Raw genomic sequence first — 15,507 nt, forward strand, 5'->3', positions numbered from 1 at the left:
TTGATTCGTCTATTTTTATCGGTTTATTGCCTCTAAATATTGTTTTTTAATGCTGTGTAAATTACGAGGTTCGCTCTTAGGCGAAAACAGCCCATCAGTCTCCCATTTACTGGCATCCAAACTAATTGCCCAAGCATTTAACCAGGGGTGTTCGTTAATTTTAGGTAACAGTTCGGGTCTGGTATCCTCTAAGGCAATTTGAAAAATGACTTGAGCAAATTCTTCTAATAATTTTAAGCTGGCTCGATAAGCTTCTATGATTTCAGCTTCGGTTTTATTAGATTGTAAATTCCTGGTTCGCAGTTCATTTACAAAGGGGATTGCTAAGTAATCAATAAATTCAAAGCTAACCCGACCCAGGGATTGATTTGCCCAATCTCGGAATAGTTGTTGTATTCGATAGGAAAGAGGGAAAAATTCTGCATTAATCTGTTGAACTTTCATCTTAAGTTCCGGGTCAAGGAAGATGGAATTAAACATCATTAAGCAACCGAATGTCCATCCAGCTAAGGTATCCCAGATGACTTTTGTAGCCATCGCTGTCCCATTTTTAAGACAGTTATAGGAATTTTGAATATTAAAGGCTAACCCATCGTGATAGGTTAAATAAAAGTGATTCGCATCGTCAACTCTTTCGGGAGTTAGTTGACCTTTAAGGTCAAGTTCAATCATTTGAGTGGTTAAAGAATTGCCAAAACCAATACTATCTGAACCGGGGGAATAAAACGGATCAGGAAATAGGCCTGCTTCACCGACACAAGCCCAACGATTAAAGGAAAAGACTTGTTTCGAGGAGTAGCTATATTTCGGCATCTTTCTAAAGTCTTCTGGGGATTTACCTTCTAAATGAGCCGCTAAAACGGGTTCATTTTCCCTTAACCACTGAAAGGCTAACTCATAGTTATGATAATTTTTTAACGGGTGAATATCTTGACGAGCCACAATGCCAATACTGGTATAACCCGTAGATAAAGGAATTAACCAAACCCAGTATCCTTCACCGCATAAATGATTTGTAGAATAATAACGGTTGTTATTAGGAACACGCCGATGCCATTTTTCTTCACTGGCTGGCACAAAATTGCTGACATCAAAACGACCCTCAACTCGGAACCAAACCGCACTGTAATTATTATGATTAGGTTTCGCTAAACCGAGTTTCTTCTGTATAAATCGACGACGACCCATCGCATCGACAACCCATCGGGATTTAATACAATGAGTTTTTTGATTCGCTCCACTGCCTTGAGTATAAATAATTTTATGCTGTTGCTGTAGCCCTTCAGCAAACTCGATGTCTTTAACCGAACAATTTTCTTTAAGGTCAATTCCTGCTTCAATATTAAATTGGCGTAAATCATTTTCTAATTTACCCCGATCAATTTGATAAGATTTAGGAGCATGAAACTCTGATAATCCCAGTTCAGGTCTTTTATGAAATTCAGTTTCTTGAGGTTTGAAAAAATAACGTAATCCCAGTTTAGATAAATGTTGATTGTTAAAATAATCGGTTAACTGCAGCGTATTTGCTAAATAAAAAGCACCAACTTCAACGGTTGATTCCCCCACTTTAAAACCAGCTTCGGGTAAAGGACGAGCCATTTTATCAAGAACAACAACGGAAAGATTAGGTTGTTTAAGTTTTAACTGTCTCGCTAAGGTTAAACCCGCTAATCCACCGCCACAAATTGCCACATCATAGTCTGTTTCCGAACTAAAATTGTCAGCTTGTTCACGCAATAAAACGATGAGTTCTTCTTTATGCTCTTTCAATTGTTCGAGTAAATCGGGAGTCATAACACCTTGAGGAGAACGATAGCGCAGCTTATCCCCTTCCATCCAAATTGTCACACCTAAATGATTCAGATCCGATAAAAATTCAACTGTTTTCATAAATTTAAGTCCCTCAAAGACTAAATACTATAGACCAAACAAAAATTATCAATGGCGGGGAGTCGGTGGTTATTGTTAAAGTCAGTTGCTATGGGAGCAACCGCTTACATACTCCACAAAAAGACTGTTTTAAACCGAAACTATTTATAGCATATTCTGGATGATAAATTTTAGTGATGGATACAATTTTTTACATTTTTTTCCAAAATGGATCTGAAAAGCTTAAATTTTAGTTAAGCTATTTTCATAATTCTCCTTCTTCATAATTTTCTGAGGCTGTTGTCATAACTTTACCACTTTTGGATACACTTTGACTATTGTTGGCTACATTAAGCACCTCAATCGTTTGAGTTAAACTGGCAACGGTGGGGTATTCTAATAAACTGTGCAAAGACAATTCTACCGAGAAAACATCGCGTAAACGAGAGATGACTTGACTAGCCAGCAAGGAATGTCCTCCTAGTTCAAAGAAATTGTCATGAATTCCAATTTGAGATAGATTTAACACCTTTTGCCAAATCTTAGCAACTTGACGTTCAGCTTCCGTTCTGGGTGCTATCAATTCGTTATTTTCTTTGCCTTGGAGTTCCTTGAGTAATTGCCGCTTATCAATGTCTCCATTATCCTTAATAGGCAGAGATTGTCGCAGAACTAGGGGACATTGATAGGACGTTCCCAATCGATCTTTTAGACTAACATGATTAGGTAGATTGACCGATTGAACTGTAGATTTACGGGTGTAATAAGCCGTTAACTTTTGGCATCCTTCAGACCTAGATGTGAAACGATTAATCTTGCTATTACTCCCATCTAAACCGATTATTAATTGTCTTTGGTTGTGATATAAACTCGTTAGAAATGAGTCTAAACCTTGCCGCACTGTCATATCATAATACCCTTGAGATCGAGTTATGTATTGCATCTGATAACCTTGGCTAATCCCGGTTTCTTGCCAAGTTGTCCAACTATAACAATAACTGGGGAACAAATTCTTAGATTTTTGATAGCTGTTCAAAGACTCAAGGAAACTATTAGCCGCCGCATAGGAACCCAAAGCCGCTCCTCCAAAAAAACTAGCCAAGGAAGAAAAACTAATAAAAATTCCCTGAGATTCTTTGAGAAGTTGATGTAAAACCCAAGTTCCTATTACTTTAGAGTGAAGAATTGTCGATAAACCCTCTTGAGTTTCGTCCAGAAGTAAACAATCTTTGTAAATTCCAGCCAGATGAATCACCCCATTAAGTTCTCCTTGCCATTGTTTTTTCACCTGTTCTACAGCCTGTTTAACTTGAGGGAAATTAGCCACATCTACCGCTTGATAAATTACCTGTCCCCCAAGATTTTCTAAAGCTTGGAGATTTTTGATTTTTAAGGATAATTGATCTTCGGTTTTGAGATACTCACTCCAGAGGTGTTTTTCTGGTAAAGGTGTTTTTCCAATTAACAGTAAACGAGCTTGATAATTTTTGAGCAAATACTGAGCAATTTGTCTGCCAATCCCCCCTAGTCCTCCAGTAATCAGATAAATTCCCCCTGATTTAAAGGGTAATTCCTGTTGGGTGTGTTGAAGTAAATTGACTTTTTCCAAACCTGCGATTAAACGTTTCCCGTTGCGATAGGCAATTTCTCTTTCCTTGGATAAAACCGATAGTTCTTGCAGCAGATAACTGAGATTAATTTCGGTTTGATCCAGAGGTAAATCAACATGACGAGTATTTAACCAAGGAAGTTCTTGAGCTAGGGTTTTGATCAGTCCTAAAACTGGAGATTTTTCATAGGCAATTTCATCGGTTTCTATGACAAATTGACTATAACTGGAAACAAATAGCAATTGAATTTTTGAGTTAAAATCATGAATTTTAGCTAAAGCTTGAACTAGGAATAATAAATCATAGGTTCCTTTTTCTTGTGCTTTTTCTAACTGTTCAATTGTTGAAATTTCTCCCTGATAGTCTTGATAAGTCCCCAGATGAATAATATTGCCAAGAATAATTTTTCGCTCGGATAAAGATGCCATTAACTGTTGATAATGATTGGCTGTCCCGGGTCTTAGAGTATAGCAATTTTGACTGATTTGAGAAAATTCTTCCGCTGCTAAAACCGTGATACAGGGTAAGTTTTGCCCTTCGATTTTTTCTGCTAAAGATGCTCCTAAACCCAAGCAATCCAGAAAAATTAAACTACAATACTTGGAAAGTTCGGGTTTTAAGTTAACTGGAGATCGAGGTTTCCAAACTTTCTGGTAAAACCAATCAGGAATGGTTTGATCGTTTTCTAATAAAATATCTATTTCTTTTAAAATAGAATTAAATTCTCCATTTCCAAACCGTTTTGTTAATTGCGATCGCTGAATTTTACCAATGGAAGTTTTAGGAATTTCAGTTTTATTTAAGGGGATTAAATATTCAGGATTAACGCCAAAACTGTTAATTACTTTTCGTCTAATCTTTTTCAGAAGTTCCGCTAGATGCTGGTGATCAAAGGTTTCTGCACTAAAAAATAAAGCTAATTGATCGGTACTATTCCTAGGATCATAAACAGCACAAGCGGCTGTGTAGGACGCTTGTACTTCTTCAATAGTTTCCACTACAGTTTCAATTTCATGGCTATAATAATTCACTCCATTAATAATAATGGTTTCTTTACTTCTTCCAGTGATAACTAAATGACCGTTACTAATAAATGCTAAATCTCCTGTCTTAAACCAGCCATCTTTTAAGAAAGCGTCTTGATTTGCTTCTGGGTTTTTATAATACCCGGGTGAAACTGCATGACCTTTAACTTGTAAATGACCAATGGTTTCTTCTGGTAATAGGGAATTATCAGCATTAACAATTCTAATCGATATTCCTGGGATGGGTAATCCTAAATCCGTAAAGGTTGCACCATTGGGATGTTCAGGATGGACTCGTTTTAAGGAAGAATTCAAGGAGGATTTATCAACCGTATGAAAGAGTAATGGCTGTTGTTCTGTCGGCTGATAATAGGTAATTCCTGACCCCATTTCTGCCATCCCAAAAGCAGGACGCATCGCCGTTTTTTTCAGATTATATTGAAGATGAAGGGTGTTAATAAATTCTCCAACTGCTTGACCAGAAACGGCTTCACCCGCTGCCAAAAAGAATTTGACACAATCTAAATTCCAATTTTGATCCGGTTCTTTTTTTAAAGCTTCATTGATCAAATTATAAGCAAAATTAGGAGCCCAACTATGGGTAATTCGATATTGAGCAATTAAATCTAACCAATTCAAAGGACGACCTAATATATATTCAGTTTGAACATAAACCATTTGGCATCCTAACTCGACACAGCGAATATTCCAGTCTGAAATACTTCCAATATGATCAAAAGGAAGCCAATTAAGAATAATATCGTCGTTTTGATGTTCACAAATGATGTTTGTTCCTCGCGCACGAGAGATGACATTTTTATGGGTTAATGAGATACATTTCGGTATTCCTGTACTGCCTGATGTTAGATTAAAGAACGCAATATCATCCGGTTGACTAATATGAGTCTGATGGGGAGAATAAGTTTTTAATTCTTCAATAAAACTCAATCTTAAGGTTTGATTAGGCAACCATTGTTTTAAATGTTTTATCTCTTGCTGACGGGATTGATTTGTGATAATAGTAGGTTCATCTAACAACTGCCAAACTTGAGAAATTTTATGAATTTCATTATTAAAATCTTTATAGCTGGGTGGCACTGAAATAATAACAGGAATAAATCCTCCTAAAAGACACCCCCAAAATGCGGAAATGATATCATAGTTTTCCGATAGCTGAAGAATTACTTTATCTTGAGCTTGTAAACCCTGCTTTTGTAATCCGGCTTGTATTTGTTGAGCTTCTTCCCATAATTGTTGATAAGATTGAAAAACTTCTGAACCATTAGATTGAATATAAATAATCCCTTTATTTGAATAATTTTCAGCAGCTTTTTGGAGGATTTCTGCCAAGGTTTTCGGTTGAAGTTCAGATTCTTCTAAAAGCTGTCCGTGACTGATTCCAGCTTGAGTGTTAGAAGTGTGAATCCCCAGATGAATCGGGGTTTGAGATTCTTGATTATCATTTTTTTTCTCTATTTTTAAGGGCAATAATTCTGATAGATGTAGGGGTAAAATTTTGTTCTTTTTAGAAGTCATGACGACAGCGACTTGATCGACATCTGACAAAGAGCCTAGTTTTTCTTCTGTTTCCTGAACTTGATGATCATCGATAATTTCAATATTCTTTAATGCAGTTTCATCGACATCACCGCTATCGGTTAAGGGTAAACTGGAAATCTGCACATAGATATTAGGTAGAAGATTGTCCGGTAACTGAGACTGTAAATCGGAGGACAATTGTTCAGAATTCCAAGCTCCAGAGGAAACGATATAGGCGACTAATTCCCCCTCCCGTACCATAAAATAGCAATCTTCAATTAAGGGATTTGATAAAAATACTTCTGCTAATTTCTGACAATTTAATTGTGGATTTTTGTGTTCTGTCCTCATACCTAATATCCTCGATTCTGTGTACAGGCCAATTCAAGCCTGAATTGCATCACTGTCTGAGCTATCAGAGCATACCTCATTCGGGCTAGGATAGTCAAGATATTTTCGAGGACGATTGTTAAGTTTTTCGTAATTTAAATTACTTGTTGAGATGAGGGACTTATGCAAGAGGCAAGACTCCCCCCAACTTTCCCACTTCCGGGGGGTGGGGGAGATTCGGCTAATCCAAGAATAAGGGATTTAGATCCGTCTGAGCTTAGTCCATTAGTCGGCTCGTTTAATCCCCTCTCCCAAGAATGATCAGGAGTAGCAAAATAAAAATCTACTCCTAGTTTCTCACTCAACTCTTGATGTCCAATAAATTCTTTGCCCTTGTCACAAGGGTCGATTTTTCTTTTGTCAGAGGGAATCTCTTGGAAAAGTTTTTCTGCCACTAGATTGCTTTTACTTTAGCTTAGTTTTGATAGATCATTTTATAAGTAATAGGACAAAATTAACTTCTTGGAACACAATATCTAAAGCTCTGCCTTAAAATAGCATTAGTATTCAGGTAGAACCTAAAGAGAGCGTTCCCCGGTTCTACTTGGGAACTAGATATTACTCGGACTCTATTGGAGGACTTGAGGACGATTTACTTGAATATAGTAAAATGTAGAATTAGAGAGGGAAGTTATGGTTTTTCTAAGATAACTCGACCGACTTCTCTGCAACAGAAAGCGTTATATTTATTAGGGGTTTCCTTAATTTATAGCCAGTAGCGAGCGGCACAAATTCTCTTAATCCCTGCCACAGCACAGGTTATGGCCTTTTGTCAACGGGGAAGTCTAGATCTTTAACAAATCTAATTTCACCGAAAGATTAATTTAACCTTGATCTGTCGGGACTGATTTCTTAACCTTTTAATAAATTGATTTTTTCCCCAGTCAGGCTAAAATCAGTAGGACTAGCATCCAAGATAATCGGGGTAACTTTGGTTAATCTGGGGCAATGTAGCCTAAAAAAACGCCAAAAATAGTCAAATTTAGACTTGAGTGGCTTCTTACTAACTGTTTAATCTATTATTTAGGTATTAGACTCTATGGCTAAAGCTTCTACCGTAACTTCTGAAATCGATCTTAAAGATTCGCAATATTACTTTAACCGAGAATTAAGCTGGTTAGAATTTAATCGTCGCGTGCTTTATGAAGCACTTGATCCTCGGACTCCCCTACTAGAAAGATTAAAATTTACCGCCATTTTTTGTGCCAATCTCGACGAATTTTTTATGGTACGGGTGGCAGTGCTTAAACAACAGGTAGAGGCAAATGTAGCCGTTTTAAGTGCCGATGGCCGGACTGCCTCGGAACAGCTAACCGAGATCAGTAAACGTCTGCGTCCCCTTGTACAACAGCAGGATCGTCTTTTTGAACACACCCTAAAAAATCTCTTAGTGGAACAGGGAATTCATCTGATTAACTATGTTGATTTACATCAAGAACAGCGCAATTATCTCCATGATTACTTTGAACAAAATATTTTCCCCGTTTTAACTCCCCTAGCGGTGGATCCTAGTCATCCTTTTCCCTATATTTCTAATCTTAGTCTCAATTTAGCCGTAGTCGTTCGCGATCCCGACACCGATAAAGAATTATTTGCCAGGGTGAAAGTGCCGCAGGTTTTCCCCCGTTTTCTGGCATTATCCAAGGAATTACGCCACCAAGATGGAAAAGCTTCGATTTGGACGGGAGTGCCTCTGGAACAGGTGGTAATGCACAATTTAGAGGCACTTTTCCCCGGCATGATCATTCAAGAATGTTATCCTTTTCGGGTGACACGCAATGCTGACATCTCCGTCGAAGAAGATGAGGCCGATGATTTATTATTAGCGATCGAGGAAGAAGTACGCAAGCGCCGCATCGGTAAATCGGCAGTACGTCTGGAAATTCACAGTTCTACCCCTAGCAATATTAAAGACCGGATCATGCGCGATCTGGGACTTGAGGAGATCGATGTTTACGATGTGGATGGACTGCTGGGACACAAAGATTTATTTTATTTTCTGTCTTTACCCTGTCCCGAACTGAAAGATCCCCCTTGGAATCCTGTCACCCCACCGGTTTTACAGGGATTGCGAGAAATAGTTGACGGTAACGAAGACGGCATTTTAGAACAGGATGGCGAAGATATTTTTACTTTAATTCGCAATAACGATATTCTCGTTCATCACCCCTACCATTCCTTTAGTGCCTCAGTACAACAGTTTATCGCCCAGGCGGCCTATGATGCCCATGTTTTAGCGATTAAAATGACTTTGTATCGTACTTCCGGAGATTCCCCGATTGTCAATTCCCTGATTGCAGCCGCGGAAAATGGGAAACAGGTAGCGGCGTTAGTGGAACTAAAAGCACGCTTTGATGAGGAAAATAACATTAGTTGGGCGAAAAAGCTCGAACAAGCCGGAGTTCACGTTGTTTATGGCTTAGTTGGTCTAAAAACCCACACGAAAGTGGTTCTCGTGGTCAGAAAAGAAGGGGATAAAATCCGTCGTTATTTCCATATTGGCACGGGCAATTATAACCCAAAAACGGCTAAATTATACACTGATTTGGGCTTACTTAGCTGTCGCGAGGATTTGGGGGCAGATATCACCGATTTATTTAACTTTCTGACTGGATACTCCCGTCAGCAATCCTACCGCAAACTTTTAATTGCTCCAGTGAGTTTGCGAAAACGGATGTTAGCAATGATCGATCGCGAGGCCAAAAACTGTAAAAATGGCGGTACGGGGCGCATTGTGGCAAAAATGAACTCTATTGTCGATAAACCGATTATAGAAGCTTTATACGCCGCTTCTCGTGCTGGTGTGCAGATTGACTTAATTATTCGCGGCATCTGTTGTTTACGACCCGGATTGCCAGAAATAAGCGAAAATATCCGAGTAATTAGCATTATCGGCCGCTTTTTGGAACATTCCCGCATTTTTTACTTTTACAATGATGGTCAGGAGGAGGTTTATATTGGTAGCGCCGATTGGATGACGCGGAACCTGACTCGTCGCGTGGAAGCAGTGACACCCATTGATGAACCAGCGATCGCCAAGGAACTGGAAGAAATTCTCGGGATTATGTTGTCAGATAACCGACAAGCATGGGAATTACAATCCGATGGCAGTTATATTCAGCGTCGTGCTGACAATGAGGGACAGGAAAGCAGTACCCATGTAATTTTAATGGACAAGACCCTTAAATCTGCGGGTATTAGTCCATAGGAACAGTGATCAGTTATTAGTTATTAGTTATCGGTTATCAACATTTTTCGCGGGTTAGACACAATGGCTGAAAATCTAGAGTTTTCGTTGAGGTGCGTCGATGCCTTGTCCAGTAAGGCTTTGAGCCTGATGACCGAGGTGACTATTGAAAATTATTATTAATAATGTCTATGCTTTTCAGTATCCCACGAAAAATCGTTGTACAATCCTTGTACAGCCTAGTTTTGCAAAGCTAGTCTTGCTTCCAATTCGTGAAGCGTATGAATGGAAACTCTCGGTCCCACTCCCACTGCAGGTCGGCTTCCTTACAACTTGCTTCCAATTCGTGAAGCGTATGAATGGAAACCCCAGGTCCTCCCACTCCTCTGTTTCCAATCGGAGCTTGCTTCCAATTCGTGAAGCGTATGAATGGAAACCCAAAAGCGCCCAACCACCCACCTTTACGGTCGGTTGCAACTTGCTTCCAATTCGTGAAGCGTATGAATGGAAACCTGGGACATTGGCAATGGTTTTGAGGTCCATAATTGGTCTTGCTTCCAATTCGTGAAGCGTATGAATGGAAACCTAGACGACGTTTCTATCAGCTTTATCAGCGGCGTAGTCGTCTTGCTTCCAATTCGTGAAGCGTATGAATGGAAACTCATGGCGGCGCTTCCCTGCTTATGCATGGGGGATAAACTTGCTTCCAATTCGTGAAGCGTATGAATGGAAACACAATTTCCCCAATCTCCCTGACCCGCGCAAGGGGGTCTTGCTTCCAATTCGTGAAGCGTATGAATGGAAACGTCAAGGGTAGTGCTTTTTCGATGCCCTTTCTAACGAGGGACACTTGCTTCCAATTCGTGAAGCGTATGAATGGAAACCCTAATCTAGCAAAAAGAAATGCAGATAAAAACATCTTGCTTCCAATTCGTGAAGCGTATGAATGGAAACTCTGCTAAATAGTCCATTATTGCGGACTCTAATCTTGCTTCTTGCTTCCAATTCGCGAAGCGTATGAATGGAAACCCGGCAATTTTTTTCATTGAAAAATATAAACAAGTGAACTTGCTTCCAATTCGTGAAGCGTATGAATGGAAACTGTGGAGGTTACCTAGGACGGCCAGAAACAAAGCGACAAACTTGCTTCCAATTCGTGAAGCGTATGAATGGAAACACTTTCAGTGTCCCGAGGGGGAAAACTATATCAACCTTGCTTCCAATTCGTGAAGCGTATGAATGGAAACCAAGCAAGTAAAGCCAACAAGGTAAAGCCTTTAACTCTGTTAAAGGCTTGCTTCCAATTCGTGAAGCGTATGAATGGAAACCTTTTGCTGCGCAGAATGTCCCTTTTGGGACCTGCTTGCTTCCAATTCGTGAAGCGTATGAATGGAAACATAGAGGTAGGCCACCACTGGACGTAGTGTCCGGTCTTGCTTCCAATTCGTGAAGCGTATGAATGGAAACGGGTTACGGTTTGTTCGCAGGCGAACAATCCAAAAACTACTTGCTTCCAATTCGTGAAGCGTATGAATGGAAACCTTCAACATCGATTTCTTGTTCTTGACAAGAAATGCAACTTGCTTCCAATTCGTGAAGCGTATGAATGGAAACTGGGGGTAGTGGTGGGTGTAGGAACGACACTCACTCCTCTTGCTTCCAATTCGTGAAGCGTATGAATGGAAACACGAGATTGATAGTCAGCACATCTCCGTTGCGACTTGCTTCCAATTCGTGAAGCGTATGAATGGAAACCGGCGCTCAATCCTAGCGCACCGGATCACCGTGCGCGTTTCTTGCTTCCAATTCGTGAAGCGTATGAATGGAAACTTTGATGGACTTTTTGTCGTCCTCCACCTCTTGGTGGAGGCTTGCTTCCAATTCGTGAAGCGTATGAATGGAAACGCCTACGGTTCCAGTGACGTTGCCCTGAAACGGAGCCTTGCTTCCAATTCGTGAAGCGTATGAATGGAAACGAAGATGAGACTTCAGAATATTGACGGCTATGAATACTTCTTGCTTCCAATTCGTGAAGCGTATGAATGGAAACACAAGGGTTTGGGGGTCTAAACTTCGGTCAAAGTTAAATCTTGCTTCCAATTCGTGAAGCGTATGAATGGAAACCGTAAGCGATCCACCTCATTCTGCAGCAGGAGAATCTTGCTTCCAATTCGTGAAGCGTATGAATGGAAACCGTCACTACCGTCGAGAGAAATGGTAATCTCGAACTCACCTTGCTTCCAATTCGTGAAGCGTATGAATGGAAACAGAATGCCAGGGATCAATCCCATCTCATCGGTTAAGAAAAATCCGAGATTTCAGCGAGATTATGCGTCAGTGGGGACAACAATTTCAGAGGAACTTTAACCAGACTGAACTCGGCAGAATAATTTATGCGGGAGGAGATGATTTTTTAGGCATCGTTTATAATAGCCAATTTCCCGGTCCACAACTCAACTCGATCGAGATCGATCGAGTTCTCCACTGGCTACAAACTCCTCATAAGTAGGGTTTGCTGAATAAATGTGAAATGTAGGCAAGGTCAGGGTTTTGTGGCTTTTCTCGTGAAACAGGTGCAAGATTTTGAGAGAATCGTGCTTCAAAACCTTGCGTCTTCATCGGCCCGCGTCCTGTAGGGGCGAAGCATTCGGGCAGTAACCTATCGGTGAAACCGTAGATTTTCTATCCGAATGCTTCGCCCGTACTTTTTCAGCAAACCCTAAGTAGCGATCGCACTTTCAAAAGACCAAATAATCACATTTAAAGGATTTTGCTTTAAATCTTTTCATAAGTAGGTAGGCGTTAAAAGCTGTCAGATGCCCCCCTTATTAAGGGGGGATTAAGGGGGGATCCGCACCCCCCTTATCAAGGGGGGATTAAGGGGGGATCGGCACCCCCCTTATCAAGGGGGGCAGGGGGGATCGAACCTAAAATCCATTTTTAATTTAATTATAACCAGCTACTTAGGAAGCAATAAAATCATCTCGTGAGATACCCGCTTGAGTGCAAATAATCCTTAGTGTAGAGCTTTTAATTTGCTTATGATTGGGTAGCGTTAAAAGTGTTGTTGTTCCATCTGGATTTTTTCTAATCATAGAAATATGCTCTTTTTATCTAACAATTGAAAAACCAAATTTTTCAAGAACTTTAATCACTTTGGCTTTAGGGGCATCAGCCGGAAATTTTGCCATTAGACTATTGCTTCTACAACAAAGGCTTCTAATAAAGATGAGTCAGCTTCGAGAACTGATTCCCCAAAGGTTTCAACATGAAAAGCGATCGCCGATTGCACATCAATAAGAGCATCTTCATAGGTATCACCCTCACCGACTACTACGCCTTGAATTCCCAATGGATAGGCGATATAGCCATCAGAATGTTTTTCCACAATGATTTTAATGGATTTCATAAATTCTTGACACTTTACAGGAATTTCCTGATCCTATCTCATTTCTATAGGACTTTGATAAGAAAACGATCGCCTCTCCTCCTCATCAAAATCTCCAAAAAAGTTGACTCTCCAAAAGTGATCGCTATTCCTCATCATCAAAAAGCGATCGCATCCTCCAATTGTATCCCCACAAAACGTGATCGCTATTCTTAAACGATGCTATAGTCAGAATAGTGAGTTCTAATTACAAGAATGCAAGTTAAAGACCTAAGTGTTGAAGATTTTAAGTTTTTGATTCAAGAAACTGTTACAGAAACAGTTCAATCTCTACTAAATGATCCTGATGTTGATAAACAACTTAAAACCGAAGTCTCTCAATCTCTAGCTGACTCTTTACAGCGAACTCGAAATGGAGAACGGGGAATTTCTGCGGAAGAAGTAGCTCAAAGATTAGGATTAGATTGGTAATGCCTCGCTATATAGAATTTACCGATAAAGCTTTTGAAGGTTTAGAGTCGCTTACGGCAGTTGTTCGCGAGCGTGTCTTTTAAAAAAGTTCGTTGGATAAATGAAAATTTTGATGATATTAGACATCAAAGTTTAAGTTCTAATTTAAAGCGGTTTGTTTAAACTTAGAATTGGCGATTACAGGGTGATATATTCTTTTGATGATGACTTTATTACGATTCATCAAGTTGGTCATCGTCGAGATATTTATTCTGATTAGTTTTAGTTTAATTACTTCCATTCCCAAAAATTGCTCCTTCCAAAAGCGATCGCACTCCTCCTCATCAAAATCGCCAAAAAAGTTGCTTCTCCCAAAAGTGATCGCTATTCCTCATCATCAAAAAGCGATGTCGTCCTGACAATGAGGGACAGGAAAGCAGTACCCATGTAATTTTAATGGAAAAAGCCCTTAAATCTGCGGGTATTAGTCCATAGGATCAGTTATCAGTTATTAGTTATCAGTTATCGGTTATCAACATTTTTCGCGGGTTAGACACAATGGCTGAAAATCTAGAGTTTTCGTTGAGGTGCGTCGATGCCTTGTCCAGTAAGGCTTTGAGCCTGATGACCGAGGTGACTATTGACAATTATTATTAATAATGTCTATGCTTTTCAATATCCCACGAAAAATCGTTGTACAATCCTTGTACAGCCTAGCTTTGCAAAGCTAGTCTTGCTTCCAATTCGTGAAGCGTATGAATGGAAACAAGAGAAATTCCCAGAGCAAGAGTAACCCTAAAAAACTTGCTTCCAATTCGTGAAGCGTATGAATGGAAACGTTTGTCTGGAAAGGAGCTTTCTGGGTGATTTCCCCAGTCAGTCTTGCTTCCAATTCGTGAAGCGTATGAATGGAAACGGTATAGGAGGAGGCAAAGGGCCAATAAAAACCTTGCTTCCAATTCGTGAAGCGTATGAATGGAAACCAAAATCTATGCGCAGTTGCGCATAGTCCGATAATGAACTTGCTTCCAATTCGTGAAGCGTATGAATGGAAACGAAATTTGAGGGATCAGGATCCCACCCCTCTCTTTGCTTGCTTCCAATTCGTGAAGCGTATGAATGGAAACTCCAGACTACTCGGAATAGTCTTAAAAGTTACCTTTACATAAGGTCTTGCTTCCAATTCGTGAAGCGTATGAATGGAAACGTGGCCGTAACCCCAGACTGAAAAATTGCTTAGTAGCCACTCTCTTGCTTCCAATTCGTGAAGCGTATGAATGGAAACTCTTGGATTTTCACCAGTAGTTGCTTCCTGCATCTTGCTTCCAATTCGTGAAGCGTATGAATGGAAACCTTTGAGTGCCGAAAGAACCAACGGAAAACAGAACAACGCAAGACTTGCTTCCAATTCGTGAAGCGTATGAATGGAAACCGTGCGATACTAATGTAAATCAGCCCCCACAATGTGACTTGCTTCCAATTCGTGAAGCGTATGAATGGAAACCAGCTTAAAACGAAGACGCAAGCGGAAACGAGAAGCTTGCTTCCAATTCGTGAAGCGTATGAATGGAAACAATATGCAGGGCATTACGGGGATTGTCCAGGTTGGGCTTGCTTCCAATTCGTGAAGCGTATGAATGGAAACCTTTGAGTGCCGAAAGAACCAACGGAAAACAGAACAACGCAAGACTTGCTTCCAATTCGTGAAGCGTATGAATGGAAACGGCAGAGGTTTTGGCTATCGGAAAAATTGATAAATTTTCTTGCTTCCAATTCGTGAAGCGTATGAATGGAAACCGTAGCATTGCCATAGGGTTGCCAAGTGGGGACGCTTGCTTCCAATTCGTGAAGCGTATGAATGGAAACTGAAACTGGTTATCGTGGGCGTATTGATACAGTTTTCCTTGCTTCCAATTCGTGAAGCGTATGAATGGAAACTCCTCTAAAGCCGCCTTATACTTCGGAAAAGCCTCTACTTGCTTCCAATTCGTGAAGCGTATGAATGGAAAAGATGTGTAGGGTTAACTCATGAATTAACCCTACAAT

7 protein-coding genes, 1 pseudogene and 2 CRISPR repeat arrays are annotated in these 15,507 nt (G+C 40.1%); of the genes and pseudogenes, 4 read left to right on the plus strand and 4 right to left on the minus strand.

From position 1 onward, the window contains the following. Positions 1–15: 15 nt before the first annotated feature. The 3 genes and pseudogenes from IM507_RS15530 to IM507_RS15540 all read right to left on the minus strand — a co-directional run. The gene (locus IM507_RS15530; protein ID WP_002734343.1) at positions 16–1,893 is read right to left on the minus strand and encodes a TubC N-terminal docking domain-related protein; all 1,878 of its coding nucleotides are present in this window, start codon (positions 1,891–1,893) and stop codon (positions 16–18) included. A 244-nt stretch (positions 1,894–2,137) separates the two neighbouring features. Then, positions 2,138–6,397 (minus strand): SDR family NAD(P)-dependent oxidoreductase, encoded by a 4,260-nt coding sequence (locus tag IM507_RS15535; RefSeq protein ID WP_123230863.1) that lies wholly within the window; start codon positions 6,395–6,397, stop codon positions 2,138–2,140. A 257-nt stretch (positions 6,398–6,654) separates the two neighbouring features. Next, positions 6,655–6,846 (minus strand): annotated as a pseudogene (locus IM507_RS15540) (IS30 family transposase); the annotation flags it as partial. Positions 6,847–7,475: 629 nt separating this feature from the next. Between IM507_RS15540 and ppk1 the strand changes: the two are divergent. Together ppk1 and IM507_RS15550 are read left to right on the plus strand one after the other, a co-directional pair. Next, positions 7,476–9,644 carry a polyphosphate kinase 1 gene (gene ppk1, locus IM507_RS15545; protein ID WP_002733452.1) on the plus strand — a complete coding sequence of 723 codons (2,169 nt, stop codon included), beginning with the start codon at positions 7,476–7,478 and terminating at the stop codon, positions 9,642–9,644. Between the two features lie 237 nt (positions 9,645–9,881). Continuing rightward, a CRISPR array of direct repeats spans positions 9,882–11,891; the repeat unit is 35 nt; unit sequence CTTGCTTCCAATTCGTGAAGCGTATGAATGGAAAC. A gap of 61 nt (positions 11,892–11,952) precedes the next feature. Further along, positions 11,953–12,132 (plus strand): hypothetical protein, encoded by a 180-nt coding sequence (locus tag IM507_RS15550; RefSeq protein WP_110578694.1) that lies wholly within the window; start codon positions 11,953–11,955, stop codon positions 12,130–12,132. Positions 12,133–12,813: 681 nt separating this feature from the next. On the opposite strand, the gene IM507_RS15555 is transcribed toward IM507_RS15550, so the two are convergent. Next, a complete protein-coding gene (locus IM507_RS15555; RefSeq protein ID WP_002795264.1) occupies positions 12,814–13,032 on the minus strand; it encodes a type II toxin-antitoxin system HicB family antitoxin in 219 nt (72 codons plus the stop codon). Positions 13,033–13,266: 234 nt separating this feature from the next. On the opposite strand from IM507_RS15555, the gene IM507_RS15560 reads away from it, so the two are divergent. Together IM507_RS15560 and IM507_RS15565 are read left to right on the plus strand one after the other, a co-directional pair. Beyond that, complete coding sequence (locus IM507_RS15560; RefSeq protein WP_002741152.1) at positions 13,267–13,482, plus strand: hypothetical protein; 216 nt, start codon at positions 13,267–13,269, stop codon at positions 13,480–13,482. Between the two features lie 184 nt (positions 13,483–13,666). Next, the gene (locus IM507_RS15565) at positions 13,667–13,741 is read left to right on the plus strand and encodes a hypothetical protein (protein ID WP_238560405.1); all 75 of its coding nucleotides are present in this window, start codon (positions 13,667–13,669) and stop codon (positions 13,739–13,741) included. 452 nt (positions 13,742–14,193) lie between these two features. Then, a CRISPR array of direct repeats spans positions 14,194–15,471; the repeat unit is 35 nt; unit sequence CTTGCTTCCAATTCGTGAAGCGTATGAATGGAAAC. The last annotated feature ends 36 nt before the right edge of the window (positions 15,472–15,507 follow it).

The sequence above is a fragment of the Microcystis sp. M20BS1 genome (genome assembly GCF_020245305.1).
Classification (GTDB): Bacteria; Cyanobacteriota; Cyanobacteriia; order Cyanobacteriales; family Microcystaceae; genus Microcystis; species Microcystis ichthyoblabe_A.